This is a genomic window from Halorussus sp. AFM4, from assembly GCF_051194995.1.
GTDB lineage: Archaea > Halobacteriota > Halobacteria > Halobacteriales > Haladaptataceae > Halorussus.
The window spans coordinates 746,066-772,285 of sequence record NZ_JBNTJT010000002.1 but is presented as its reverse complement, the minus strand read 5'-3'; the positions used below and the strand labels follow the sequence as shown (position 1 = coordinate 772,285).

At 70.9% G+C, this 26,220-nt stretch carries 22 protein-coding genes and 1 pseudogene; 11 read left to right on the top strand and 12 right to left on the bottom strand.

Annotated features, from left to right (window positions below; all coding sequences use genetic code 11):
- Nucleotides 1–69: 69 nt before the first annotated feature.
- Both rocF and ACQUQF_RS12015 read left to right on the top strand, forming a co-directional pair.
- The gene (gene rocF, locus ACQUQF_RS12020; RefSeq protein ID WP_435179088.1) at nucleotides 70–993 is read left to right on the top strand and encodes an arginase; all 924 of its coding nucleotides are present in this window, start codon (nucleotides 70–72) and stop codon (nucleotides 991–993) included.
- A 237-nt stretch (nucleotides 994–1,230) separates the two neighbouring features.
- Nucleotides 1,231–1,895, top strand: a pseudogene (locus ACQUQF_RS12015) (HAD family hydrolase).
- 66 nt (nucleotides 1,896–1,961) lie between these two features.
- Here ACQUQF_RS12015 and gyrA read toward each other — a convergent pair.
- Together gyrA and gyrB are read right to left on the bottom strand one after the other, a co-directional pair.
- Nucleotides 1,962–4,451 carry a DNA gyrase subunit A gene (gene gyrA, locus ACQUQF_RS12010; protein WP_435179086.1) on the bottom strand — a complete coding sequence of 830 codons (2,490 nt, stop codon included), beginning with the start codon at nucleotides 4,449–4,451 and terminating at the stop codon, nucleotides 1,962–1,964.
- Nucleotide 4,452: 1 nt separating this feature from the next.
- Nucleotides 4,453–6,369 carry a DNA topoisomerase (ATP-hydrolyzing) subunit B gene (gyrB, locus tag ACQUQF_RS12005; RefSeq protein ID WP_435179084.1) on the bottom strand — a complete coding sequence of 639 codons (1,917 nt, stop codon included), beginning with the start codon at nucleotides 6,367–6,369 and terminating at the stop codon, nucleotides 4,453–4,455.
- Between the two features lie 438 nt (nucleotides 6,370–6,807).
- Here gyrB and ACQUQF_RS12000 point away from each other — a divergent pair, with 438 nt between their 5' ends.
- Together ACQUQF_RS12000 and ACQUQF_RS11995 are read left to right on the top strand one after the other, a co-directional pair.
- Nucleotides 6,808–7,788: a twin-arginine translocation signal domain-containing protein gene (locus ACQUQF_RS12000; RefSeq protein ID WP_435179082.1), complete on the top strand. Its 981-nt coding sequence runs from the start codon at nucleotides 6,808–6,810 to the stop codon at nucleotides 7,786–7,788.
- Nucleotide 7,789: 1 nt separating this feature from the next.
- The gene (locus tag ACQUQF_RS11995) at nucleotides 7,790–9,886 is read left to right on the top strand and encodes a PQQ-binding-like beta-propeller repeat protein (protein WP_435179080.1); all 2,097 of its coding nucleotides are present in this window, start codon (nucleotides 7,790–7,792) and stop codon (nucleotides 9,884–9,886) included.
- Nucleotides 9,887–9,963: 77 nt separating this feature from the next.
- Here ACQUQF_RS11995 and ACQUQF_RS11990 read toward each other — a convergent pair whose 3' ends face one another.
- A complete protein-coding gene (locus ACQUQF_RS11990) occupies nucleotides 9,964–10,773 on the bottom strand; it encodes a hypothetical protein (protein WP_435179078.1) in 810 nt (269 codons plus the stop codon).
- A 269-nt stretch (nucleotides 10,774–11,042) separates the two neighbouring features.
- Between ACQUQF_RS11990 and ACQUQF_RS11985 the strand changes: the two genes are divergently transcribed.
- The 3 genes from ACQUQF_RS11985 to ACQUQF_RS11975 all read left to right on the top strand — a co-directional run bounded on the left by ACQUQF_RS11985 (nucleotide 11,043) and on the right by ACQUQF_RS11975 (nucleotide 14,296).
- Complete coding sequence (locus tag ACQUQF_RS11985) at nucleotides 11,043–12,104, top strand: hypothetical protein (RefSeq protein ID WP_435179076.1); 1,062 nt, start codon at nucleotides 11,043–11,045, stop codon at nucleotides 12,102–12,104.
- A 135-nt stretch (nucleotides 12,105–12,239) separates the two neighbouring features.
- Nucleotides 12,240–13,436, top strand: coding sequence for an ABC transporter substrate-binding protein (locus tag ACQUQF_RS11980; RefSeq protein ID WP_435179074.1), 1,197 nt, complete (start codon nucleotides 12,240–12,242; stop codon nucleotides 13,434–13,436).
- Nucleotides 13,436–14,296 carry an ABC transporter permease gene (locus ACQUQF_RS11975; RefSeq protein ID WP_435179072.1) on the top strand — a complete coding sequence of 287 codons (861 nt, stop codon included), beginning with the start codon at nucleotides 13,436–13,438 and terminating at the stop codon, nucleotides 14,294–14,296. Before ACQUQF_RS11980 ends, ACQUQF_RS11975 begins: the two co-directional genes overlap by 1 nt.
- Nucleotides 14,297–14,321: 25 nt before the next feature.
- Here ACQUQF_RS11975 and ACQUQF_RS11970 read toward each other — a convergent pair whose 3' ends face one another.
- Nucleotides 14,322–15,077 carry an ABC transporter permease gene (locus ACQUQF_RS11970; RefSeq protein WP_435179070.1) on the bottom strand — a complete coding sequence of 252 codons (756 nt, stop codon included), beginning with the start codon at nucleotides 15,075–15,077 and terminating at the stop codon, nucleotides 14,322–14,324.
- 43 nt (nucleotides 15,078–15,120) lie between these two features.
- On the bottom strand, nucleotides 15,121–15,933 hold the full coding sequence (locus ACQUQF_RS11965) for an ABC transporter ATP-binding protein (RefSeq protein WP_435179068.1): 813 nt from the start codon (nucleotides 15,931–15,933) through the stop codon (nucleotides 15,121–15,123).
- A 395-nt stretch (nucleotides 15,934–16,328) separates the two neighbouring features.
- On the opposite strand from ACQUQF_RS11965, the gene ACQUQF_RS11960 reads away from it, so the two are divergent.
- Nucleotides 16,329–17,027 carry a DJ-1/PfpI family protein gene (locus tag ACQUQF_RS11960; RefSeq protein ID WP_435179066.1) on the top strand — a complete coding sequence of 233 codons (699 nt, stop codon included), beginning with the start codon at nucleotides 16,329–16,331 and terminating at the stop codon, nucleotides 17,025–17,027.
- Between the two features lie 36 nt (nucleotides 17,028–17,063).
- Here the strand turns inward: ACQUQF_RS11960 and ACQUQF_RS11955 are convergent, their stop codons facing one another.
- Both ACQUQF_RS11955 and ACQUQF_RS11950 read right to left on the bottom strand, forming a co-directional pair.
- Nucleotides 17,064–17,801, bottom strand: a complete 738-nt coding sequence (locus tag ACQUQF_RS11955; RefSeq protein WP_435179064.1) for a YqjF family protein — start codon at nucleotides 17,799–17,801, stop codon at nucleotides 17,064–17,066.
- A gap of 5 nt (nucleotides 17,802–17,806) precedes the next feature.
- Complete coding sequence (locus ACQUQF_RS11950; protein ID WP_435179062.1) at nucleotides 17,807–18,028, bottom strand: hypothetical protein; 222 nt, start codon at nucleotides 18,026–18,028, stop codon at nucleotides 17,807–17,809.
- Nucleotides 18,029–18,463: 435 nt separating this feature from the next.
- Here ACQUQF_RS11950 and ACQUQF_RS11945 point away from each other — a divergent pair, with 435 nt between their 5' ends.
- From ACQUQF_RS11945 to ACQUQF_RS11935, 3 genes are all read left to right on the top strand, one after another.
- The gene (locus ACQUQF_RS11945; RefSeq protein ID WP_435179060.1) at nucleotides 18,464–20,872 is read left to right on the top strand and encodes a DNA topoisomerase VI subunit B; all 2,409 of its coding nucleotides are present in this window, start codon (nucleotides 18,464–18,466) and stop codon (nucleotides 20,870–20,872) included.
- Nucleotides 20,869–21,960 carry a DNA topoisomerase IV subunit A gene (locus ACQUQF_RS11940; RefSeq protein ID WP_435179058.1) on the top strand — a complete coding sequence of 364 codons (1,092 nt, stop codon included), beginning with the start codon at nucleotides 20,869–20,871 and terminating at the stop codon, nucleotides 21,958–21,960. The genes ACQUQF_RS11945 and ACQUQF_RS11940 overlap by 4 nt, the downstream gene beginning before the upstream one ends.
- A 110-nt stretch (nucleotides 21,961–22,070) precedes the next feature.
- A complete protein-coding gene (locus ACQUQF_RS11935; RefSeq protein ID WP_435179056.1) occupies nucleotides 22,071–22,280 on the top strand; it encodes a TOBE domain-containing protein in 210 nt (69 codons plus the stop codon).
- 77 nt (nucleotides 22,281–22,357) lie between these two features.
- On the opposite strand, the gene ACQUQF_RS11930 is transcribed toward ACQUQF_RS11935, so the two are convergent.
- The 5 genes from ACQUQF_RS11930 to ACQUQF_RS11910 all read right to left on the bottom strand — a co-directional run bounded on the left by ACQUQF_RS11930 (nucleotide 22,358) and on the right by ACQUQF_RS11910 (nucleotide 26,147).
- Nucleotides 22,358–23,401, bottom strand: coding sequence for a zinc ribbon domain-containing protein (locus ACQUQF_RS11930; protein ID WP_435179054.1), 1,044 nt, complete (start codon nucleotides 23,399–23,401; stop codon nucleotides 22,358–22,360).
- Nucleotides 23,402–23,546: 145 nt separating this feature from the next.
- On the bottom strand, nucleotides 23,547–23,993 hold the full coding sequence (locus ACQUQF_RS11925) for a hypothetical protein (protein ID WP_435179052.1): 447 nt from the start codon (nucleotides 23,991–23,993) through the stop codon (nucleotides 23,547–23,549).
- A gap of 70 nt (nucleotides 23,994–24,063) precedes the next feature.
- On the bottom strand, nucleotides 24,064–24,402 hold the full coding sequence (locus ACQUQF_RS11920) for a hypothetical protein (protein WP_435179049.1): 339 nt from the start codon (nucleotides 24,400–24,402) through the stop codon (nucleotides 24,064–24,066).
- Nucleotides 24,403–24,466: 64 nt separating this feature from the next.
- Nucleotides 24,467–25,228, bottom strand: coding sequence for an MBL fold metallo-hydrolase (locus ACQUQF_RS11915; protein ID WP_435179047.1), 762 nt, complete (start codon nucleotides 25,226–25,228; stop codon nucleotides 24,467–24,469).
- Nucleotides 25,229–25,352: 124 nt separating this feature from the next.
- Entirely contained in the window at nucleotides 25,353–26,147 is a 795-nt protein-coding gene (locus tag ACQUQF_RS11910; RefSeq protein ID WP_435179045.1) for a methyltransferase domain-containing protein, read from the bottom strand.
- Nucleotides 26,148–26,220 lie beyond the last annotated feature (73 nt).

Genomic DNA, 26,220 nt, shown 5'->3' with positions numbered 1-26,220 from the left:
CCCACCTCGCAAATCTCGCGCCGAACCGAAATCACGCCTTCTTTACCGTCGGTCGCAGAACGTCCGCCCATGAACCGACAGGTGCGGATCATCGGCGCGCCGATGGACCTCGGCGCGAACCGACGCGGCGTCGACATGGGACCGTCGGCCATCCGGTACGCGGGCCTCGCGGCCGAACTCGACGCGGCGAGCGTGGCGGGGACGACCGACGCGGGCGACCTGCCGGTCCCGCGCGCCGAGGAGCGGGACCCGGACGCCGAGCAGCCCAGCGAGGGGTCGGCCAAGTTCCTGCGCGAGACCGCCGACGTCTGCGACCGGCTCGCCGACGAGGTGGCCGACGCGCTCGACGCCGGCGCCTTCCCGCTGGTGCTGGGCGGGGACCACTCCATCGCCATCGGGACGGTCCGCGGGGCGGCCCGCGACGCCGACCTCGGGACGGTCTGGTTCGACGCCCACGGCGACTTCAACACGCCCAAGACCTCGCCGTCGGGCAACGTCCACGGGATGCCCCTGGCGGCGGTGCTGGGCATCGGCGACTTCGCGGACACCGAGTGGGCCAACGCCCCGAACCTCCGGGAGGAGAACGTCGCCATCGTCGGCCTCCGGAGCCTCGACGGCGCCGAGCGCGAGGCCATCCGGGAGAGCGAGGTGACCGCGTTCACCATGTCGGACATCGACGAGCGCGGGGTCGCCCCGGTGGTCGAGGACGCGCTCGACGTCGCGACCGACGGCACCGACGGCATCCACGTCAGCCTCGACATGGACTGGCTCGACCCCAAGGAGGCGCCCGGCGTCGGGACGCCGGTCCGGGGCGGCGTCTCCTACCGGGAGGCCCACACCGCGCTGGAGATGGTCGGCGAGCGCGACGCGACCGAGGACGTCCTCCGGTCGCTGGAGGTCGTGGAGGTGAACCCGATCCTGGACGAGCACAACGTGACCGCCGAACTGGCGACCGAACTCGCGGCCAGCGGGCTGGGGAAGCGCATTCTGTAAAACCACCTTTTTACGCCTCGGGTATCCTCACGCCCTCGCTTCGCTCGGGCGTTGCGGGTACCGCTCGGCGTAAAAATCCGGACCAAAAAGACCCGCTCGCTCGTCACTTCGTTCCTCGCTCGCGGTGAAACAGCGCTCTGCGCCGTATGCTGGTGGTCGGTAGAACGCTGGTGGAGCGCGAGCCGAACTCCCGCCGAACCGACACGCCGAAGTTCCCGCCCTGCGCGCGTCCCGGTGATGACCGAGTACGACGCGGTGCTGTTCGACAACGACGGCATGCTGGTCGAACCGCCCTCCGACGAGGCCCTGCGGGCCGCGGCCGAGTCCGCCTTCGCGGCGGTCGGGGTCGAGCGTCCCGACGAGGACCACCTCGCCGAGATCATCCGGGGCGTCACCCCCGACAGCCTGCGAGAGGTCTGTTCGGTCTACGACCCGACCCCCACGAGTTCTGGGCGGCCCGCGACCGCCACGCCTCGGAGGCCCAGGTCGCGGAGTTCCGGGACGGCGACCGCGACCGCTACCCCGACGTGGCGGCCATCGAGGCGCTTCCCCACGACTTCGGCGTCGTGAGCTCGAACCAGCACGAGACCGTCGAGTTCATCCTCGACTTCTACGAGATGGGCGAGTGGTTCGACACCTACTACGGCCGCGGACTGGGCGTCGAGGACCTCGAACGCAAGAAGCCCGACCCCCACTTCCTCGACCGGGCGCTCGACGACCTCGGGGCCGAGACCGCGCTGTTCGTCGGCGACAGCGAGAGCGACGTCGCGGCCGCCCGGAACGCGGGGCTCGACTCGGTGTTCGTCCGGCGCGACCACTGCGCGGACGTCGAGCTGTCGGTCGAACCGGACTACGAGGTCACCGACCTCCACGGCCTCGCCGAAATCGCGCGAACAAGGTAGCGACCGTTGACGGTCGGCGTCTCAGCGTACTCGAAACAACGGAAAACCGCAGAACGGTGCGTTCGGCTACTCCTCGGCGGGTTCGTCGCCGGTCGCGTCCTCGGGTTCGCGGCCCGGGATCACGTCGACGCTGGCGACGGTGTCGGGGGCCTCGACCTCCATCACGGTCACGCCCATCGTGTTCCGGCCGACCGCCGAGATGTCGGCCGCCCGGATGCGCATGATCTGGCCGCCGTCGCTCATGATGATGAGCTCGTCGTCGGGACCGACCGCCTTGACCGACGTGACCGGGCCGTTCCGGTCGCCGGTCTTGATGTCGACCAGCCCCTTGCCGTTGCGCGACTGCTTGCGGTACTCCGAGAGCGGCGTGCGCTTGCCGTAGCCGTTCTCGGTCACGGTCAGCAGGTCCTGCTCGGCGTCGTCGGTGACCGCGACCATCCCGGCGACCTCGTCGTCGCCCTCGAGCTCGATGCCGCGGACGCCGCGGGCGTTCCGGCCCATCTCGCGGGCCTCGTCCTCGTCGAACCGGATGGCCATGCCGTCGCGAGTCGCGACCAGCAGGTCGGTCTCGCCGTCGGTCACCTTCACGTCCACGAGCTCGTCGCCGTCCTCGAGCTTGGCGGCGATGATGCCGGTCGAGAGGATGTTGTCGAACTCGGTGGCCGCGGTCCGCTTGACGTAGCCGTCGCGGGTGACCATGCTGAGACACTCGTCGTCCTCGAAGTCGTCGGTGTTGACGACCGCGGTGATCTCCTCGCCCTCGTCTAAGTCGAGGAGGTTGACTGCCGACTTGCCCCGGGCGGTCCGGGACATCTCGGGGATCTCGTAGGCCTTCAGCCGGTAGACCTGCCCCTGGTTGGTAAAGCACAGCAGGTAGTCGTGGGTGTTCGCCCGGAACACCTTCGACACCCGGTCGCCCTCCTTGATGTCGCCGCCGATGATGCCCTTGCCGCCGCGGTTCTGGGCGTCGAACTGGGCGACGGGCATCCGCTTGACGTAGTCCTGCTCGGTCACGACCACGACCACGTCCTCCTCGGCGATGAGGTCCTCGCGGGTCACCTCGTCGGTGTCCTCGATGAACGAGGTCCGGCGCTCGTCGGCGTACTCGTCCTTCACTTCCAGCAGCTCCTCCTTGATGACGGAGAGGAGTTCGGACTCGTTACCCAGAATCGTCTCGAGCCGCTCGATGCGGGCCTGGACGTCCTCGTACTCGTCCTCGATCTCGGCGGCCTCCATCGAGGTGAGGCTGCCAAGCTGCATCCGGACGATGTGGTCGACCTGCTCGTCCGAGAAGTCGTACGCGGCCTGGAGGTCGGCCTTGGCCTCGTCGCGGTCCTCGGCGTCCTGGATGATGTCGACCACGTCGTCGGCGTGCTCGAGCGCGGTGAGCCGGCCCTCGAGGATGTGGGCACGGTCCTCCTTCTCGTCGAGCTCGTACTGGCTCCGGCGCCGGACGACCTCCTTGCGGTGGTCGAGGTAGTGCTCCAGCGTCTCCTTGAGCGACAGCACCTTGGGCTCGCCGTCGACAAGCGCGAGGTTGATGACGCCGAACGTCTTCTCGAGGAAGCTCTCGAGCAGCTGGTTCTTGACGACCTCCACCATCGCGTTCTGCTTGAGTTCGACCACGATGCGGATGCCGTCACGGTCCGACTCGTCGCGGAGGTCACGGATGCCCTCGATGGAGCCGTCGTTGACGGCGTCGGCGATCTTCTCGACCATCCGGGCCTTGTTGGTCTGGAACGGGAGCTCGGTGATGACGATGCGGTCGCTGCCGTTCTCGCGCTCCTCGACCTCGTACTCGGCCCGGACCCGGATGCGGCCCCGGCCGGACTCGTAGGCCGCGTGGACCGCGTTGCGGCCCACGATGTTGGCGCCGGTCGGGAAGTCCGGTCCCTTGACGTGCTCCATCAGGTCCTCGACGGTCGCGCCGGGGTTCTCGATGAGCTCGACCGTCGCGTCGATGACCTCGCCGAGGTTGTGCGGCGGGATGTTGGTGCTCATCCCGACCGCGATGCCCGACGAGCCGTTGACCAGCAGGTTCGGGAACGCCGAGGGCAGCACCTCGGGCTCCTGGAGCCGGTCGTCGTAGTTCGAGTCCCAGTCGACCGTGTCCATGTCGATGTCGGCTAAAAGCTCCTCTGCGATGGGGGCCATCCGGGCCTCGGTGTACCGCATCGCGGCCGGCGGGTCGCCGTCCACCGACCCGAAGTTGCCCTGGCCGTCGATGAGGGGGTACCGCATCGAGAAGTCCTGGGCCATCCGGGCCAGCGCGTCGTAGATCGACTGGTCGCCGTGGGGGTGGAAGTCGCCCATCGTGTCCCCGACGATGTTCGAGGACTTCCGGTGGCTCGCGCCGCTGGTGACGCCGGCCCGGTGCATCGCGTAGAGGATGCGGCGGTGGACGGGCTTGAGCCCGTCCCGGACGTCGGGCAGCGCCCGGCCCGCGATGACCGACATCGCGTAGTCGATGTAGCTCTGCTCCATCTCGTCCTCGACGCGGACGTTCCGTACTCGCTCTGCGACCTCGTTGGGGAGGTCAGATGCGTCCGAACTCATGTCAGATGTCAACCCAGTCTGCTTCCGTGGCGTGTTCCTTGATGAACTGCTTGCGGGGTTCGACGGTGTCGCCCATCAGCACCGAGAACATCTTGTCCGCCGCGGCGGCGTCCTCGATGGTGATCTGCTTCAGGATGCGGTTCTCGGGGTTCATGGTGGTGTCCCACAGCTGCTCGGGGTTCATCTCGCCGAGCCCCTTGAACCGCTGGACCTGCGAGGGCTCGCCGCCGCACTGCTCCTCGATGATGCGGTCGCGCTCCTCCTCGGTCATCGCGTCGTACGTCTCGCCGCGGTGGCGGATGCGGTACAGCGGGGGCTGGGCGGCGTAGACGTAGCCGGCCTCCAGCAGCGGCCGCATGTAGCGGTAGAGCAGCGTGAGGTAGAGGGTCCGGATGTGGGCCCCGTCGACGTCGGCGTCGGTCATGATGATGATCTTCTCGTAGCGCGCGTCGTCGATGTCGAACTCCTCGCCGACGCCCGTGCCGACCGCCGTGATGAAGTGCCGTATCTTGTCGTTCTCCAGCACCCGGTCGAGCCGGTGCTTCTCGACGTTGAGCACCTTGCCGAACAGCGGGAGGATTGCCTGGAACTCCCGGTCGCGGGCCTGCTTGGCCGACCCGCCCGCGGAGTCGCCCTCAACGACGAACAGCTCGGCCTCGCTGGGGTCGCGGGTCTGGCAGTCGGCCAACTTGCCGGGGAGCGCGGTCGATTCGAGCGCGTTCTTCCGGCGGGTGAGCTCCTCGGCCTTCTTGGCGGCCTTGCGGGCCTTCGCGGCCTCGACCGCCTTCGAGACGAGCGCCTCGGCGGTGTCGGGGTGCTCCTCGAAGTAGGTGGCGAGCCCCTCGTGCATCGCCGACTCGACGATGCCCCGGACCTCGCTGTTGCCCAGCTTGGTCTTGGTCTGGCCCTCGAACTGGGGGTCGGGGTGCTTGACCGAGATGACCGCGGTCAGCCCCTCGCGGACGTCCTCGCCCTTGAGGTTCTCGTCCAGGTCGGCCAGCAGGTTGTTCTCGTTGGCGTAGTCGTTGACCACCCGGGTCAGGGCGGTCTTGAACCCGGTGAGGTGGGTGCCGCCCTCGCGGGTGTTGATGTTGTTGGCGAACGCGTGGATCGAGCCCTGGAGCTCGTCGGTGGCCTGCATCGCCACCTCGACCTGGATGTCCTCGGCCTCGTCCTCGAAGTAGATGACCTCCTGGTGGAGCGGCGTCTTGGTCTCGTTGAGGTACTCGACGAACTCCCGGATGCCGCCCTCGTACTCGAACCGGTCCGAGCGGTCCGCCTCGCGCTCGTCGGTCAGCGAGATGTAGACCCCGGAGTTGAGGAAGGCGAGCTCGCGCAGCCGGCTCTCCAGCGTCGAGTAGGCGAACTCGGTGGTCTCGAAGATGTCGCCGTCGGGCCAGAACCGGATCTCGGTGCCCGTCTCCTCGTCGGCATCGAGGCCGCGGACCCGCTCGAGCGAGGTGGTGGGCTCGCCGCGCTCGAACTCCTGGCGCCAGAGCGCGCCGTCGCGCTTGACCTCGACTTGGAAGCGCTCGGAGAGGGCGTTGACGACCGAGACGCCGACGCCGTGGAGGCCGCCGGAGACCTGGTAGGACTTGTTGTCGAACTTGCCGCCGGCGTGGAGGACGGTCAGGATGACCTCGACGGCGGGCTTGTCGTACTCCTCGTGGGTGTCCACGGGGATGCCCCGGCCGTCGTCGGCGATGGCGACCGAGCCGTCGTCGCGGATGCTCACGTCAATCGAGTCACAGTAACCGGCGAGCGCCTCGTCGATAGAGTTGTCAACGACTTCGAACACGAGGTGGTGCAACCCTCGCGCGTCGGTAGAACCGATGTACATCGCCGGGCGTTTCCGCACCGCTTGGAGGCCTTCGAGGACCTGAATCTGCCCGGCCCCGTATTCGCTTTCCTGACTCATAAAACCTGATTCAGGGTAGCCGCTCCGTCCTGATAAATCCCTCGCACGCGCGCGCGTGTTCCGCCTCAGTTATCCGAGACGTCCGGCGGAATCGTGACCGATTTCCGGTTGCACGTCCGCCGACAGGACCGGCGCCGACCGCCGTGGCGAGTCGGTCCGGCGCGAGCGATTCCGACCGCTCGGGTCGGCCGAGACCGGCGGGAGAGCCCGGAAATGCGTTCCGGCCGAAACGGCCGATTACCGCCGGCCGAGCCACCTGCCGTGCCGCAGCGGTCCCGGCGGCTCCGCCGGAGCCGGCCGTAGGGACGAGCTAACGCGCTCCGGCCGAATCCCGCCGGCGGAGAATCGGCCGCGCCCCGCCGAACGAGAGCTTGAAGCCTGCAATCGTGGGCAACGGAATCGGCCCCTTATCCCCGTCGGACCCGCCAGTTGCGACGCATGGTACACGGACATCGCGAGCGGAGTATCTCCGACGAGCAGCGCCGGGAGTTCCTCAAGGCGCTCGGCGTCGGCGGCGCGGTCGCCGCCGGGGGTGCGACGCTGGACGACGTGCGCGAGGCGGTCGGCACCGGAGCGTCAGACGAACTCGCGTCGGTGGGCGAGGCGATACGGAGCGACCTCGCCGGCGAACTCGACGCGGACCTGCTGGCGAGCGGCCACGAGGACGTCGCGGCCGCGGCGTCCGGCCTCACCGCGGTCCCCGACCGGGGCCTCCCCGGAATGGACGAGGGGCCCCGCGAGGAGTTCGCCGCGGTCGCCGAGGCGGCCCGGCCCGTCTACGACCACCTCGCCGAGGTCGGCTTCTTCGAGAGCACGACCGAGCGGCTGCCGGAGTTCACGCCGTCGTACATCGAGGACAGCGTCCGGCGGTTCGTCGTGAGCGAGGGGCTGGCCGGCTCGCTGTCGGACCTCGGGTTCGACCAGGCGGAGCTGGTCGACCTGCTGGCTACGACGGTCGCCCACCGCGAGCGCATCGGCGACCGCCACTGGGTCTCGACCGACGAGCTGCCACGCGAGCAGATGGAGTTCGCCGAGTACGTCCCGCCGATGACGAGGGCCGCGGCGGGCGGCGTCCTGCTGTGGCTCGAGGACCTGGACGAGCACGTCTGGACGAACGCGGTCCTCATCACCGACGACATCCTGGCCGACGCGACGTGGGACGCCCGCGCCATGGCGGCCGGGTTCGACCTGATGGTCGACGGCGCCCGCCGGGTCGCGGAGAGCGAGGCGCAGGGCGCCGCGGCGAGCCGAGCGGAAGGTCCGCGGGGCGAGGCGACGAGCGACGACGAGCTCGCCGGCCTGCTGTCCAGCGGGTTCGCCCTGCAGGCCATCGCGCAGAACCTGCTGCCCGAGGACGCCTACTGGATCGACGAGGAGGCCCGCGCGGAGCGCGACAACGACCTGGAGATCCCCAACTGACATGTCCGCCGATATCGACCCCGAGACCGAGGAGATCGAACCGGAGGAGCGACCACACTACATCGACACCGGGCCGGAGGCCCGCGGCGAGGACGAACACGTCAACTACATGCAGGAGTACGACACCGAGTTCGTGTTCGGCGGCGGCATCTCCGGCTGGCACGCCCGACAGCCCCAGCGGATCCAGGGCAAGACAAACCCCACCCTGAACCTGGAGGCGGGCAACCGCTACCGGGTCCGGTGGGAGAACATCGACGGCGCGCCCCACAACTTCGTCATCCAGGACGCCGACGGTAACCGCGTCGTCGGGACCGAGGTGTACTCCTCCCAGGGCGCGACGGCCACCCTGGTGTTCACGGCGACCGAGGAGATGGCCCAGTACATCTGCACCATCCACCCGAACTCGATGGTGGGCGACATCAAGGTCGCGGGCGAAGGGCCGAGCCCCGGGGACCAGCAGCCGATCCAGCAGCCGCCCGGGCCGGGCGCCGCGGAGGGCGACATCCCCAAGATGTCGGTGACGACGAACATGCTCCGGGAGGACGGCGAGCGCCGCGACTCGTGGCTGGTCTACGACAAGGGGCTTGGCCAGCGCGGCTACACGCCCGTCGACCGGCTCGACGCCGACAACGTCGCCAGCCTCGAGCAGGAGTACACCATCCCGACCGACAGCGCGGGCCTCGAGACGAACCCGATAATCGTCCCGACCGACCCGCCGGTGATGTACTACACCACGAGCAACCTCTCGGTCGTCGCCGCGAACGCCAGGAACGGGAAGAAGTACTGGAAGTTCAAGTACGCGCTGCCCGAGGACGCGGTCGGCCAGACCGGCCGCAACCGGGGCGTGGCGGTCTGGAAGGACAAGGTGTACTTCGCCACGACCGACTCGTACCTGGTGGCGCTCGACCGGTACACCGGCGAGAAGGAGTGGGAGACCAACATGCTGACCGAGCGCCAGCAGCGCGAGATGGAGTACCCCAAGCGGATGTCCATCAGCCAGGCCCCCATCGCCTACGACGGCCGGATACTCGTGGGCATGAGCGGCGACTTCGGCGGCTGGTGCGTCGCCTCCTCGGTCGACGCCGAGTCGGGTGACGTCCAGTGGACGGTCAACATGGCGCCCCAGGACGCCTGGGTCGAGGACAGCTGGCGGTTCGCCAGCGACGCCCCGTGGATGAGCCCCGCGGTCGACCCCGAGACGAACACGGTCTTCTACGCGGTCGGCAACCCGTGCCCGATGATGAACGGGCTCGTCCGGCCCGGGCCGAACCACCACTCCAACTCCATCGTCGCGGTCGACCTCGACTCGGGGAACATCAACTGGGCCAGCCAGCAGATCCCCCACGAGCTCTGGGACTACGACAGCCACGCCACCCCGACCGTCTTCGACCTGGAGGTCGACGGCGAGACCCGGCGGGCGGTCTCGACCGACCAGAAGGCCGGGTGGACCTACGTCTACGACGCCGAGACCGGCCGGCTGCTGGAGCGCACCGCGCCCTGGACCAAGCAGGACCACGAGTGGGCCGAGCACTTCCTCGCGCTCCCGCCGCGGGGCAAGGAGAACGCCGCGACCGCCTGGCCGGGCACCATCGGCGCGACCGAGTGGCCGCCGTGCGCCTACGACCCCGACACCGGCATGCGGTACGTCGCCGCGGTCGAGGCGGCCCAGCGGGTGTCCTACGACCCCGACTGGGAGTACGTGACCGAGGGCGACATCACGCTCGCGGAGGGCGGCTCGCGGCTCGCCTCCGATGACACCACCCACAACGCGTACGTCCAGGCGGTCGACCCCGCCAGCGGCGACCTCGCGTGGCGGACCGAGCTCCCGGACGTCAGCCCCGAGTGGTCCCACTGGCGCATCTGGCCGGGCGGCACGACCGCCACCGCGGGCGGCGTGCTGTTCGTCGCCTCGTCGGGCGGGCACCTCTACGCGCTCGACGCCGAGACCGGCGAGCGCGTCTGGAGCGCCCCGACCGACGCCGACCGCATCACCCCCGCACCGGTGGTGTGGGAGGACCCGACCGAGCAGACCCAGTACGTCGCCGTCGCGGCCGACGACGAGATAACGGTCTGGTCGTCGGGCGGATTCGAGGAGTAACGTCGCGCGGCGCTCTTCTCCGCTTCCGGCGTCTCGACGCCGACTTCAGAATTTCGCGACGGGAGTGCGCCGACGAGTTACGCCGATCCCGCGGTCGTCTCGGCGCCCGTCCCCGTCGGCGCGGTCGCTGCGGTGGTCGCGGTCGCGTTCGCCCCGTCCGTTCGGTCTGTCGCGTTGCCGGCGGGCCGCTCGGCGAGCGAGACCCGGAACGCCCGGACCTCGCTCACGGTCGCGTTACCGACCGTGATCGCCGGCGAGGAGACGTTCACCGCGGCGTCGCCCCCGACGTTCGCCGGGTTCGAGAGATTGATCCCGGCGACCGACCGCACCGTCACGCTCTCGATGACGACGCCCTCGACCGTCCGATTCCGGATGCTCACGCGCTCGACCGACCGGTTCGTCACGTTGAACCCGCCGCCGAAGGGGACGCCGAACGCCGAGAGCAGCTTCCGGCTCCGGATTCTGCCGTCGTGGATACGGACCCCCGAGAGGTTGGCCCGCGCGACGGCGATACGTTCGAGCGACACGTTCGCGAGCGTCACGTTCCGGCGCTGGCCCATCTCCCGGACCGTCAGGTTCCGCACCACCACGTCGGTGGCCGTGACGTTGCGGAGCACCACCGTCTCGGCCGAGAGGTTCCGCACGCCGACACCCTGCCCGGCCTGGGTCCGCGCGCCGGGGGCGTCGACCGCCGGCACGGTCGCCGAGGGGGCACCGCGTGGCGTCTCGCCGGGCGACTCGCGGTGCGGGGCGTCCTGGCTCGCGGGCGGTGGCGACCGGTCGTGCGGCGCGGCCGGGACGGCGACCCCGGCGCCGGCCGCGACCGGCGCGACGACTGCCAGCGCGATAGCCGCGACTACAAACTCGGGACACTCGGTGTCGAACATCCACGGGTAACCCCACGCAGACGCCCTTAAATCGCCGCCATCGTTGCGTCGGTCCGGTCCCGGCGGGCCGGCGGTAGTGAGTCGTTCCCCGGCGACCGGGGACTCGCCCTCGCGGCCCGCCCGAGGGCGGTCGAGGCCGTTAACCCCGGTGTAACGACCCGCCCCGAATCGAAACGCGGCTGTAATTCGAAACAGTGCGGAAAGCCAGTGTCCGGTCGCCAGAACGGTCTCGGTCGTTTATCCGGGGGCTCGGCGTACCGGGTCGCGGAATGAACGACACACTGGCGATACTGGTAGCACTGGTGCTCGCGCTCACCGGCGGGGTGGCCGGGTTCCTCGGCGGTGCCGGCCCCGCCCAGTCGGGAGCGGGAACCGGCGACGCGGCCCTGCAGGAGACGACCACACAGGCGGAGACGACTGCGTCGGAGACCGAGACCACGAAGGCCGAGGCCCGCAGCGGGGCGACCGACGAGGGCACGGCCACCGCGGCCCGGCAGACGCCGGCAGCGAACGGGACCCAGCAGGCCCGGGGCGCGAACGAAACCCAGGCCCAGGGGGCGAATGCGACCCAGCAGGCCGCCGACGGGACGCAGGGGACCGGGGCCCACGTGGAGGCCCGGAACGTCACCGTCGAGCAGCTCACGCTGCGCAACGTCACGGTGCTGAACGCCCGGTTCGACCGGCTGACGCTGGTGAACGCGTCGGGCGAGAACGCGACCAACCGGACCTACAGCGACGTGGCGGTCCGGCGCATCGCGGCGACCGGGTTCGTGACCGACCTGACGGTCGAGAACGTCACCATCCGGAACGACTCGCTCGCGCGGGCGCTCATCGAGGAGAGCGGCCGCGTCCGCATCGAGACCCGGCTCGTGATCGACGAGGCGGTGCTCCGGAACCGCACGATCAACGGTCTCAGCGTCCAGAACGCGACCGTCCACGTCGGCGCGGCGGAGAGCGTCGCGGTCTCGCGGGACGGCGCGAACGCGACCGGCGGGGCGGCCGAGTCGGGCGACCGGCCCGCGCTGGCGGCCGAGACCGCGGTGGTCCAGAACTACACGCTGACCCGGGTCCGGCTGTCGGGGCTGTCGCTCGGTCGGAACGGGACCGCCGAGACGACGGCCGCGGCCGGGCAGACCGGCGACGCGGCGGACCGGGAGACGACGACCCAGCGGACGGCGGCGGCCCAGCAGACGACCGCGACCGGCGAGGCCCAGACCACGGCCGCCGGGCAGACCACCGGCCCGGCCGAGACCACGAAGGCGGAGGCCCGCAGCGGCGCGACCGACGAGGGGACGACCACCGCGGCCGAGGGGACCCAGACCGGGGGATGACGAGTCGCTGACTGGACTCGCCGGCGCGTGCCGGCGCAGTTCAGGCCGCGACGACAGCGGGGGTCGCCGGGCGCGCCGGCCCGTCGACCGCCCGAACCATTATACGGCTGATAGCCGAACCCCCTGTGGGACAACATGGGGGAGACACGACGACAGTTCCTTCGAGCGACGGGTGCTTCGGCGGTCGGACTGGCGGGCGCGGTCGGCGGGGCGGCCGGCCAGTCGGACGGCGTCAGCCTGCTGCTGAACTGGAAGCCGAACGGGCTCCACGTCCCCTACTACGCCGCGAAGGCGCGGGGGTACTACGAGGAGCAGGGCGTCAACCTGACCCAGATCAAGAGCGGGCAGGGGTCGGACTTCGCGGCCAAGCAGGTCGGCCTCGGCAACGCCCCGCTGGCGGTCACCAGCGCCGACCAGATACTCAACGTCAACACGCGGGGGCTCTCCCCGCAGTCGGTCGCGGTCGTGATGCAGCGCAGCCCGGTCGTGGTGTTCACGACCGGCGACACCTTCGGCGGGGAGCTGACGAGCGTCGACCAGCTCGCGGGCAAGACGGTCGGCACCGGCCCGGGGATGGTCCGGATACTGACGAAGCTCCTCCTGGAGCGCAAGGGCGTGCTCTCGGAGGTCGAACTCGTCGACACCGGGTTCGACACGGTCCAGCAGCTGCTCGGCGGGAAGATCGACGCCGCCGGCGGCGTGTTCGCCGACGCGGTGGTCGCCCGCCAGAAGGCCGGGTCGGTCTCGTCGATCCCGGTCGCGGAGACCATCCCCTCGTACGGTCACGTGATCGGCGCGAACCCCGAGTTCGCCGGCAGCAACCCCGAGGCGGTACGGGGCTTCCTGCGGGCGACCGCCCGGGGCGCGGCGTGGGCGACCGACAATCCCCGGAAGGCCACCCGGCACCTGGTCGAGGCGAACCCGGCCATCTCCCAGACCGCCGACACCCAGCGCGCCAAGTGGGTCGAGATGGCCAGCGACTACGTGCTCTCGGAGACGGTCCACCGGCGCGGGTGGGGGTGGAGCAGCGAGACGCCGTGGCAGACCATGTACGAGGCGCTCCGCGACGGCGACCTCCTCGGCGGCCAGACCGATCCGGCCGGAGTCTGGACGAACGACTACCTCGACACCGACTACGGGTACATCGGGCAGTACGCCTCGCGGGTCACGCCGCCGGCGTCGACCGCCACCGGCGGGACGACCACAGACGGCGGGGCGTCCGGAACAACCGGAACCGCCTCGGGCGCGTCCGGCACGACCACCGGTAGCGCCGCCGGACCGACGCCGACCGGCACCTCCGAGCCGACGACCGCCGCGACCCACTCGAACTGATGGGCGGATCGGGGCCGCGGGCGTCCGGGTCGCGCTCGTCCGCGCCGGGGACGGCCACTTCCGGCGCGCAGTCGCCTCGCTCCGACGCGCGAGCCCGGGCGTCCGTCACCGCCCGGGCCTCGGCGCTCGCCGCCCGCGCCGCCCCGCCGGTCGCCGTGGCCGCGCTCGCGGTGGTCGCGTGGTGGGCCGCCGCCCGGACCGCCGCGGTGCCCGACGTCGTCTTTCCGGGCCCGGTCGACGTGGGCGCGGCGCTCGCGGCCCACTGGCGGACGCTGCTCGAGGCCGCGGCCGTCACGGCGCTCACCGCGGGCCTGGGCGTCGTCGCCGGGGCGCTCGCTGGCGGGGCGCTCGCCGTGGCGATGGCGGCCTCCGAGACGACCCGGGCGGTGGTCCGGCCCTACGTGGTCGCGCTCCGGGTCGTCCCGCTGGTCGCGGTCGCGCCGCTGCTGTTCCGGTGGTTCGGCGACGGCGTGGGGGCCCGGGCCGCGCTGGCGGCAACGCTGGCGGTGTTCCCGGTGACCATCGCGACCTACCAGGGGCTGGCCGCGACGCCCGACGAGTTCGTGGCGCTCGCGCGGTCGGTCGGCGCCTCGCCCGCGACCCGGTACCTCCGGGTCCGGCTCCCGGCGGCCGCCCCGCAGGCGTTCGCCGGCCTGAAGGTCGCGGCCGCCGCGAGCGTGGTCGGCGCGGTGGTCGCGGAGTTCCTGACCCTGACCGCGGGCGTCGGCTACCGGGTGTTCCGGGCGTCGACCCGGCTCCAGACCGCCCGGATGCTCGCCGCGCTCGGGGTGCTGGCGCTGCTCGGCGTGGGGTTCTACCTGGTGCCGGCGCTGGTCGAGCGCCGCCTCGACTGGGGGTAGCGGGTTCGGCGTTGCGGCCCGACACTCACCGCCAGTCGACCCGGCGCTCGACCGCCACCACCGCGCCGTACACCGCCATCCCCTCGGCGAAGAGGACGACCACCGCGGCCAGCACCACGTCGGTCTGGACGTTCTCGGCGCCGACGAGGACGAGGTAGCCCAGCCCCTCGTCGGTCAGGATCCACTCGGCGACCACCGCGCCGACCGTCGCGAGCGCGGCCGACTGCTTGAGGCCCGCGAACACCGAGGGGAGCGCGGCCGGCACCCGGACGAACAGGAACGACCGGACCGGGCCGGCGTCGACCGACCGGAGCAGGTCGAGGTACTCCTCGGGGGTCCCGTCGAGCCCCGACGCCGAGCTCACGTACGTCGGGAAGAAGGCGATGAGCGCGACGAACCAGAGCGCGGTACCGGGGCCGGTCCCCAGGTAGACCAGCAGCAGCGGCGCGACCGCGATCTTCGGCAGCACGCGGGCGGTGACCAGGTAGGGGTAGAGCGCCCGCCGGAGCAGCGTCGAGTGGACCGTCACCGCGGCCGCGCCGAACCCCGCGAGCACGCCGGCCGCACCGCCCGTCAGAACGGTCCGGAGCGTGACGAGTCCGTTGCGCGCGTAGAGGCCGGGCCGGGAGACGAGCCGGTCGGCGACCGCGACCGGCGAGGGCAGCAGGTACGCCGGCACCCCGAGCAGCGAGACGACCGCCCACCAGACCAGGACGCCGACGGCCAGCCCGCCCGCCGGCAGCGAGACCCGCGCGGCCGGAATCCGGTCGGCGTAGCTCATCGGCGGGCGCACCTCCCGGTCCCCGCCGTCGGCGCCACGGCCGTCATCGGAGCTCGTACCCCTCGTGGAGCGCGGTCCGGACCCGCGCGACCTGCTCCTGGAACGCCGCGGTGCCGTACACCGACTCGTCGCGGGGCCGGGGCAGTTCGACGTCGAACACCCCCGCGATCTCGCCGGGCTGGTCGCTCATCACGACGCACCGGTCGGCGAGGAACACCGCCTCGGGCACGCTGTGGGTGACGAACAGCACCGTCTTGCGCTCCTCGCGCCACACCCGCCGGACCTCGACGCCCATCTCCTCGCGGGTGAGCTCGTCGAGTTCGCCGAACGGCTCGTCCATCAGCAGCACCGAGGCCCCCAGGTGGAGCGCCCGGGCGATGGCGACCCGCTGGCGCATCCCGCCCGAGAGCTCGGCCGGCCGGGCGTCCTCGAACCCCGAGAGCCCGACCGTCTCCAGCAGGTCGCGGGCCCGGTCGCGGTCGGCCGACTCGCCGGCCATCCGCCGGAGGAAGGTCACGTTGTCGAGCGCCGACTTCCAGGGCAGCAAGGCGTGGCGCTGGAAGACGAAGCCGAACTCCCCCGCCTCGCGGGCGGCGTCGGGCGGCCGGCCGGCCACCCTGACCTCGCCCGCGGTGGGCTCCTGGAGGCCGCCGACCGTCCGGAGCAGCGTGGTCTTGCCGCAGCCCGACGGGCCGATGACCGTGACGAACTCCCCCTCGCCCACCCGGAGGTCGACGTCCGCCAGGGCGCGCACGGCGTCGAACTTGACCGTCACGCCGTCGAGCCGGATGACGTCGTCGCCTCGCTTCCCGGTCGCCTCGCCCGCCGCGCGCACGCCGGTCTCGTCGTCCACCATCGAGTTCAGGGAACGTAACGGCGCCGAGACATAGGTGGTTTTCGCCCGGCCGGGTCGCCCGCGGTGACGGGGACGACGGTCGGACCGTCGACTCGAACCCTCCGGACAGACGTGTACGGTCCGGATCACGTCCGGTATCGACGCACCGCCACCACCGCGGCCGTCCCGGGTGCGAGTCCGCCGGGCGGCTGCGGTCAGGTGTGAGCGCCCAGTACCGGCCGGTCGACGGCCATCGCGAGCGGTATCAGGGCGAGCGGTCGGAACCGCCGGTTCGCCACCCGGCGGCGTTTAAGTACCGATAGCGACGCAATTCGCTCTCCGCCGGCCGACTTCCCAAGACAGTATATAAGTCGATTGCCAAAGCGGGTTTACGTGGGACGCCCCAACCTCTCACCGTGCCTTCTGCACTGTTCGTCGTGAGCGAGGAGGGGTACTGGGGAGAGGAGTGCGTCGAGCCGCTGCAGACCCTCGACGGTGAGGGGTTCGACATCACGGTCGCCACGCCGAGCGGGTCGCCGCCGGTCATCGACCCGACCTCGACCGACCCGGACGCGTCGTTCGTCGACGAGGAGACCGCCGAGCGGGTCCGCGACGCCCACGAGAACGACGACCGACTCAACAACCCGGCGCCGGTCGCGACGCAGGACGCCGCCGACTACGACGTCGTGGTGTTCCCCGGCGGCCACGGGACCGAGTGGGACGTCAACCAGGACAAGCACGCCCGACAGCTCCTCCGAGAGACCGTCTCGGGGGACGACGGCAAGGCGCTGGTGCTCTGTCACGCGGTCGCGCTGCTCGCCTTCGCCCGGAACGAGGACGGCGAGCCCGTCGCGGCGGGCCGGGACGTGACCGGGTTCCCGAACGAGTGGGACGAGGACATCGTCGACGACAACGACGTGCTGCCCGACGGTCGCAAGATGCCCTACTGGGTCGAGGACGAGGTCAGAGCCGCAGGCGGCAACTGGGACGCCGAGGTCGATTCGGACACGAGCGTGACCGTGGACGGCGACCTCGTGACGGCCAGGGGTCCGGAGTCCTCGCGCGACGCCGCGGCGACGCTGCTCGACGAACTCGGCGTCGAGACCTCGGCCTGAGGAAGCCGCCCGCGGCGTCACGGCTCGGCGGCCGCCTCAGCGCTCGGCGTCGAGCCGCCGACTCGGCGAGGCCGTCACGTCCACGCCCGAACTGTAGTAGCAGACCGGGTCGCTCTCGGGGTGGGCGAACCCGTCGGCACGGAACAGCGTGTTCTCCGCGACGTCCATCTTTGCCTCCGCGAGCGGCCAGCTCGGGTGGTCGACCGCGGTGTACCGGAGCGCGCCCGACCGATCCTCGGTGTACAGCCGGTAGCGCTCGGTCAGGAACGCCGCCAGCGAGTCGGGGTCGGACCGGAACGGCTCGCCGGTCGGCCCGTAGGTCGCCGCGAAGCGGGCCGGTCGCGCGCCGGGATGACGCCGGCGGCTCCGGAACCGGACCGCGTCGCCCGAGGCGGTGCAGTCGACGTCGGCGAGGTAGTACGGCAGGGCGTGGAGCAGCCGCCCGCCCAGCACCGCGGCCGGGCCGACGCCGGGCAGACCGCCGGCGTCGAGGTTGAAGAAGTAGACGCCGGGCGTCCGGTCGTCGAACCGCGACGCGTCGGGCCGGACGTACGTCCTGAGGTTGAGTTCGGGGAGACGGAACCCGAGCCCCTCGGGGACGAACCCGGGACGCACGTCCACGTTGACGAACGGGATCACCGAGAGGTAGGCCCGGCCGTCGCGGGTGTCAACCTCGAGCGACTCGGGGATCCGCGGTTCGACGAGCGCCGGGTCGACCGGCCAGTTGGCGAACAGCACGTCGCGCCACCCTATCGCGAGCGGGACCGAGAGCATGCGCGTCACACGCTCCCCGCAGTGGATTTCGCCGGTCCGGCGTCGGCCGCGGTCGCCCGGCGGTCGTCCGGCTCGGCGACGCCGGAGGCGACCCAGCTCGCGACGCCGGCGACGGTTACCGGTCCCGCCCGGAGGCCTGTCAAGCGGTCGCGCGTCCTGGACTCGACGAGGGACGCGACGGCGAACGAACTCAGCCGGCTCGGGACCGCGCTCGCGGCTCTGCTCATGCGGATACTTCGGGAGGGACGGCCAAAAGGGTACTTCTCGCCCGTGTGGGGTCTCGGTCAGCGTCTCCCTGCGGCGTCACCGCCGACCCGGTTTCCGTCCTGACACCCCCGGGGTTCGACCCGGCGGAGGGCGCTCCACGCACTTGACGCCCCCTCGGCGTCGATGGGCCGGACCGGTCGCGTGAGCCAACTGCTAGCGGCCGGCATCGCTCGCGGCGGGGTCTGCAGTACCGCGTCCGTTTGTGGGATTACTGTTCTCGCCCTTCAAACGCCATCTCCGGCCGTCAAAGGCCGCCTCGCGGCGGAGTAGACGTGTTACCTGTGCGGCCGAACCGGGATAATTTCGTATATCCAAAGGCGGTTTGTTAACGGTTTTTACTTCCGCTCTGGCACCGAGAAGCCTTTAACATCCACGCGGCTACGGGGAACCACAGAATGCCATCTATCCAGTCGACGCTCGGCGAGGAGGAGGGGATCGCCGAGGAACTGGCCGAGAGCCAGCGCCAGATCTCCATCGCCGAGTTCTTCGAGAAGAACAAGCACATGCTCGGGTTCGACAGCGGGGCCCGGGCACTGGTTACCGCAGTGAAGGAGGCGGTGGACAACGCGCTGGACGCGACCGAGGAGGCCGGCATCAAGCCCGACATCTACATCGAGATCGACGACACGGGCGACTACTACACGCTCGTCGTCGAGGACAACGGGCCCGGCATCACCAAGGAACAGGTCCCCAAGGTGTTCGGGAAGCTGCTGTACGGGTCGCGGTTCCACGCCCGCGAGCAGTCCCGTGGTCAGCAGGGTATCGGCATCTCGGCGGCGGTCCTCTACTCGCAGCTCACCTCCGGCAAGCCCGCCAAGATCACGAGCAAGACCGAAGGGGGGTCCGAGCAGTACTTCGAGCTCATCATCGACACCGACGAGAACGAGCCCGAGATAAAGGACGAGTCGGACACCCCGCCCGCGGGCAAGCACGTCAACGACACCCACGGGACCCGCATCGAACTCGAGATGGAGGCCAACATGCGGGCCCGCCAGCAGCTCCAGCGGTACGTCAAGCACACCGCGGTCGTCAACCCCCACGCCCGCATCGAGTACCGCGAACCCGGCATGGACGAGCCCCAGCAGTTCCGGCGGGCCGAGGGCGCCGAGCTCCCGGCCGAGACCGAGGAGATCCGCCCGCACCCCCACGGGGTGGAGCTCGGGACGGTGCTGAAGATGCTGGCGAGCACCGACTCCCACAGCGTCTCGGGGTTCGTCCAGGAGGAGTTCACCCGCGTGGGTCGCAAGACCGCCGACTCCATCCTCGACAACTTCCGTGATCTCCACTTCGGCCGGGAGGCGTCGTGGCGCCCGCCCCAGAGCCACGAGAAGTCCGACCTGGCCCGTGCGGTGGCGGACGCGGTCTCGAACAAGGGCAAGGACGCGACCGCGGCGTTCGGCGACGCGGTGGCCGAGGCGGTCGTCGCCCGCGACCGGGTCGCCCACCACGAGCTCGTCGAGATCGTGGCCGAGACGGCCGACGAGGTCGGCGCGGACCGCGGCGCGACGTTCGGCGACACGGTCCAGGAGAAGGCCGTCGCGGCCGCGTGGGCCGAGCTCACCGACGACCGGACCAGCGACCTCTACCGGCTGGTCGACAGGGCGACCAGCACCCGGAAGGACGACGAGACCGTCCACGGCCTGGCCGAGCGGCTGGCGAAGCGGTTCGAGAAGGGCCGCGAGCGCGACCGGGCGACCCACGACGAGCTCCGCGAGTACGTCGACCGGGCGGCCGACCAGACAGAGGAGTACGACGACGCGACCGTCGGCGACACCGCCCGCGAGAACGTCGTGATGGAGGTCTGGAACACGATGGTCACGGTCCCGGACGCCGTCCCGAAGGTCCGGGAGTTCGTCGACGACCGCGACATGGCCAGCGACCTGCTGGCGGCGATGACCGAGACCGACATCATCGCGCCGCCGACCAACTGCCTGTCGCCCATCACCGACGAGCTCGTCGAGGCCGGGCTCCGGAAGGAGTACGACGCCGACTTCTACGCGGCCTCGACCCGGGACGCCGACGTCCACGGCGGCGACCCCTTCATCGTGGAGGCCGGCATCGCCTACGGCGGCGAGCTCGAGGCCGACGGTCAGGCCGAGGTGCTCCGGTTCGCCAACCGGGTCCCGTTGGTGTACCAGCGCGGGGCCTGCGCGACCACCGACGTCGTGAAGTCCATCGGCTGGCGCAACTACAACCTCGACCAGCCCGGCGGCTCGGGCATCCCGAACGGGCCGGCGGTCATCATGGTCCACGTCGCCTCCACGAACGTCCCGTTCACCAGCGAGAGCAAGGACGCGGTGGCAAACGTCCCCGCTATCGAGGACGAGATCGAGCTGGCCATCCGGGAGGCGGCCCGCGAGCTGAAGTCGTACCTCAACAAGCGCAAGTCGCTCCAGAAGCGCAAGAAGAAGCAGAACGTCATCGCCGCCATCCTGCCGGAGATGGCCGAGAAGCTCTCGGACGTGACCGGTCAGGAGACGCCCACCTACGAGGACGCGCTGGCCCGCATCATGAACAACGTCCTCGTCGAGCGCGAAGTGGAGAACGGCACGGTCCGGCTCACGGTCGAGAACAACTCCGGGACGAACGAGTCGCCGGAGATCACCGATATCGTCACCGCCGAGCCGCGCAACCTCTCGGACGGCGCGACCGCGGTGGACATGGACGGCGAGTGGTTCGTCAAGTGGTCGCCGACCGTCGACAGCGGCGACGAGGCGACGCTCGAGTACGAAGTCGACGACGAGGCAGAGTTCGACGTCAGCGTCGAAGGAATCGAGGACCCCAAACTCACCATCAACCAATGAGCGCAGACAACGAAGCGGAAGCCCAGGAGAAGCTCGTCGACCTCGCATCGGAGTTCTACGACCAGTTCGAGCGGGGCGAGATCCCCAGCATGTCCGTCCCCACGCGGACCAAGAGCAACATCGTCTTCGACGAGGACGAGAACGTGTGGGTGTACGGCGACCGAGAGAGCACCCGGAGCGCCAACAGCGTCCGGGGCGCCCGTAAACTGCTGAAGGCGATATACACTATCGACTTCCTGTCCGAGCAGCTCGACCAGGACCGGTCGTCGACCCTGCGTGAGCTCTACTACCTCAGCGAGAGCTGGGACGCCGAGGAGGCCCAGTTCTCCTCGCAGGACGAGTCGAACCAGCTGGTCGAGGACTTAGAGATCGTCTCGGAGGTCACCCGCGAGGACTTCCACATGCGCCCCGAGGAGTCGGGCGCGACCATCATGGGGCCGCTGCACCTCCGGGAGCAGACCCGTCGCGGCGAGCGGGACATCCACTGCCAGGAGGACGTCGGCGAGGGCGGCTACCAGATCCCCAACAACCCCGACACCATCGAGTTCCTCGACAACGACGCCGACTTCATCCTCGCGGTGGAGACCGGCGGCATGCGCGACCGGCTGGTCGAGAACGGGTTCGACGAGGAGTACAACGCCCTCATCGTCCACCTCAAGGGCCAGCCCGCCCGGGCGACCCGGCGGATCACCAAGCGGCTCCACGACGAGCTCGGTCTGCCGGTCACGGTGTTCACCGACGGCGACCCGTGGTCGTACCGCATCTTCGGGTCGGTGTCGTACGGGTCGATCAAGTCGGCCCACCTCAGCGAGTACCTCGCGACCCCGGAGGCCCGGTTCATCGGCATCCAGCCCGAGGACATCGTGGAGTACGACCTGCCGACCGACCCCCTGAGCGACTCCGACGTCAACGCGCTCGAATCGGAGCTGGAGGACCCCCGCTTCCAGACCGACTACTGGGAGGAGCAGATCGAGATCCAGCTCGACATCGAGAAGAAGTCCGAGCAGCAGTCGCTGGCCTCCCACGGCCTGGACTTCGTGACCGAGACGTACCTCCCCGAGCGCCTCGACGAGATGGGCGTCCTCTAGGCGCGCATCGAGACGGTGTTCGGGTCGATGCCGCCCGAGCGCCCCGACGGGATGGGCGTACTGCAAACGCGGCCGCGACTCTTTTCTGCCGGTTCGTCGTACCCCGCCCGATGGCACTCAGCGCGCGCAACCGGCTCGCGGGGACGGTCGAATCGGTCGAGAAGGAGGGCCTGATGGCTGAGGTCGCGATCGAGGTCGCGGACGGCCAGACGGTCACGGCGGTCATCACCAGCAACTCCGCCGAGCGCCTGGGACTGGAGGAGGGCGCGGAGGTCGACGCGGTCGTCAAGGCGACCGAGGTGATGGTCGAGAACCAGTAGATCGCGACCGGATTCGACTTCTACCTCCTGGCTCGCCGCCGGTTCGAGGCTCGCCCCTAGTAGAGGGGCCGGCGCCCTTACAGCTCTCGCTCGACTTCGTCGGTCGCACTGCCGCCGCGGGACTCCTCGAACGCGAAGTCGTCGGTGAAGGGGTCGCCCTGCGCGCACGACCGGCAGTAGCAGTTCTCCCCCTGCTCGTCGACCGCGACGGGCACGCCCGCCACGAACAGCTTCTCCGAGAACGTCCGCCTGACGCCGGTCCCGACCGGGCGGGAGCAGGCCGTGCACGGCACGTCGGGCGCGTCGACGACCGCCTCGTCGGTCGTGCGGACCCGGCCGAACGTGGTGACCGACTTCCGGTCCGCCAGACGCTTCCGGACCGGCGGCAGCACGAGCAGCGCCCCCGCGAGCAGCGCGAGGCCGACGAGGAAGCCCGCGATCCCCTCCGCGTCGCCCATGAGCCCGATTCCCATGAGCCCGAAGACGACGCTGGCCACGAGGACGCCGGGGTTCGCCGTGAGCGAGTCGTCGGACCGGCTGTCACCGGTGGCCGTCGCCCGGTAGTACGCGTCGTCGGCGCCCGCGTCGCGACCAGGGTCCCAGTTCACGTCGAAGCGCCGCTCGTCCGACACGTACCGGGCGGTACCGTCGTCGCGCAGCTCGACGCGGTCGGCGCCCGGCGAGTAGTTGTACCAGGCGTAGACGGCGTTGCCGAACCCCCACGTGAGGAACAGCAGCACCGCGTGGACGCCGAACGACCCGAACCCGCGGTCGACCATCACGACCCGGTCGCCGTAGTCGCGCTCGAGCTCCCAGCCCTCGACGGCCATCTCCTCGATGCGGCGCTGGAACGCCGAGCGGCTCCGGCCGGCGGACGGACCGCCGACCGAGCCGGTACGGTGGGACGGCCCGGTCGTCCCGGCGGTCCGGTCGGTCGCTCCCGCGGCGGAGTCAGCTTCTCCGTCGGACCGCCCGGTCGCCCCGGCGGTGGCACCCCCTCTCGCGGCGCCGGTCGCCGTCGCGTCACCGACGGCCGCGCCGCATTGCGAGCAGAACGCGTCGTCGGGCGACAGCGACGACCCGCACTGCGGACAGAAGTTCGGAGCTGTGCGAGGACCCATACTGGAACCTACGTCGCGGAGGCCAAGTAGGTTGTGCCGAGCGGGAGACCCCGCGGGTCGAGGCCTCGCCGTCGGCCGGATTCCCCGGCAGACGCGCGCTTCCCGGGCAGTCCGGGAACCGGCTACCGCCAGATCGCGTCCGACCTCACCCGTCGGCGAACCACGCGTCGAGCAGCGACTCGACCGCCTCGTCCTGGGAGCGGACGTGCTCGCGCTCGGGGTCGCTCCGGAACTCCAGCGGGCGGAGGTCCCGGACCGCCGCGCGCTCGGCGTCGAGCCGCGCGGCCGCCGCGACCTTCTCGTCGTCAAGCGCGAACGGTCGGCCCGGTTCGCCGCGGCCCTCGTGCGCCACGAGCGTTCGGGCGTCCTCCAGGGCGTCGACGCCGTCCTCCCAGCAGTCCCGGCAGCACCGGAACGCGAGGGTGCCGGTCCGGTCGCCGACTTCGGACGGCGCGGGCCCGCCGCGCATCGCCGCGCCCCAGACCAGGCCCAGCGAGTCGACCACGACCGACCGGTCGTCGTCGCTTCCGCAGGCCGCGCAGACGGAGGGCTCGTCGGCGTAGGGCCAGTCGTCGGGCGGTTCGACGTCCATGGGTGACGGTTCCGGCCGACGTGATGAAAAAGCTACCTGTCCCGCGCGTCGTGCCCGGCCGGCGGCTCGGTCACCCCAGCAGCACCGCGAGTCCGGCCAGCGGCCAGACGACCAGGCCGAGCCCGTAGAACAGCAGCTTCGCCCGGAGCGAGTAGTTCGACCCCGACCCGGGCACGAGCTGCATCCCCTCGGCCGTGGTTCCCACGTCGGCGTCCTCGGCCGCCTCGACGCCCGCGGCAGGGGCCGCGCCGGCCTCGCCGGCCCCGAGCACGACCAGGAGGACGCCCGCGCCCGCCAGCAGGAGCAGGGTGAGTCCGGAACTGAAGGCGAGGTACGCCGCGCCGACGGTCAGCACCGCACCGAGGAGGGTGTACCGGAGGAGCGGAGCGGCCAGGGCGTGCCAGTCCATGCACTCACCTTCACTGCAGGTGACACATAAAGGTTCGCGTCGGAGGAGCGCGGCCGGGCAGAACCTACTCGTCCAGCACGACCGGCACGCCGCGACCGGCGACGTCGGCGGCGAACGCGCCCGAATCGGCCTCCAGCGCCTCGAAGGTGTTGTAGTGGATCGGCAGCACGAGGTCGGGGTCCATCGCCGCGGCCAGGTCGGCGGCCTCCCGGCGGTCCATCGTGAACGACCCGCCGATGGGCGGGCAGAACAGCGAGACGTCGAGTTCGGCGTGGCCCTCGAGCGCGTCGGAGTCGCCGGGCCAGAACACCGTCACGTCCCCGGCGTTCCGGCCCGGGAGCGTGAGGTGGTAGCCGACGCCGGACCCCTCGGGGTGGTACGGGTCGCCGGTCGCGTCGGTGTGGGGGCCGTCGGGTTCGTTGTAGGCCGGAATCGAGCGGACGATCGCGTCGCCGAACAGCCGGTCGTCGTCCTCGCCGACCCGGACGACCTCGTACGGGAGGTCGTCTAAGTCCTCGACGTCGCGGTCGATCTCCGGCGGGTACACCGCCTCGTAGACCACCAGCGTGGCCGCCTCCCCGGCCACGCGCCGGACGCCGTCGGAGTCGTAGTGGTGGTCGTGGGTCACCAGCACCAGGTCGCCGTCCTCGGGCCGGTAGTCCCGCGCCTCGGGGTGGCCGACGCCGGGCGAGTCGGGACGCCACTCGCCGGTGAGGGTGCCGTACCGGCCGGGGTCGACGTAGACCACGGTGCCGTCAGGCGATTCGAGCCGGAGCCCGGCGTAGCCGAGCCACTCGACGCGGAGCCCGTCGTGTCGGATGGTCATACTCCGGGGTAGACCACCCCCTGTCCTAAACGGTTCGGCTTCGGGCGCGAGGTGGTCCGGAGCGGCGCGGGGGCGGGTGGTGGGGCGCGAGGCGGGGACGTTCGACCGCGGAAGCGCGGGTCGGTCAGTCCTCGCGGCGGAACGCCCGGACCGTGTCGCGCTCGGTCGCCCGGCGCTCGACCTCCGCGAACCCCCGCTCGGTGAAGATGCGGTTCCAGTTCCGGTAGTACAGCGGGAACTCGCCGTGGACGTAGTTGACGCCCCGGCGGGCCGCGGGTTCGTCGCGGTCCTCGTCCCCGTCGGCGGGGTGTCCACCCTCCGTGTCCGGGTCGCCGTCGGGCGGCGAACCGGTCGGGTCGGGGGAGTCGGTCGTATCGGGCGAGTCGGTCGAATCGGGCGAGTCGGCCTGGTCCGCCGAATCGTCTCGGTCGGCCGGCGCGGGCGAGCCGGTCGGCTCCCCGTCCCGGTCCTCGTTCTCGACGGTTACCAGCAGGTCGTCGGTGATGCGGGCGAGCTCGCCGAACACCGCCGCGGAGTCGGGGTGGACGTGCTGGAGCGTCTCGACCGAGAACACCGCGTCGAACCGGCCGTCCTCGAACTCCCCGACGACCTCCTCGATGGCGGCGTGGTGGAAGGTCCCGGTCGCCGCGAGCTCGGGGTAGGCGTCGGCCATCACGTCGAAGGCCTCGGCGTTGATCTCGACGCCGTGGAGGTCCTCGTAGCCGCGGTCGCGGAGGTGCGCGAGGTGTCGCCCCGAACTGCAGCCCAGCTCCAGCACGGTCGCGTCCGGCCCGACGTACGAGTCGAGCAGCTCCGCGAGCAGGTCGCTGGTCTCGTCCGGGCCGTAGTAGGCGTAGTAGCGCGGCGAGTAGGCGCCCGACCGGTCGGCCCACCGTCGACGGACTTCGTCAGAATTCACTGGTGTCGAGACGAACCCCGCACCTAAAGGTCCACTGGCCTCGGCCGCGGCCGGGACCGGGCCAACAGGGACC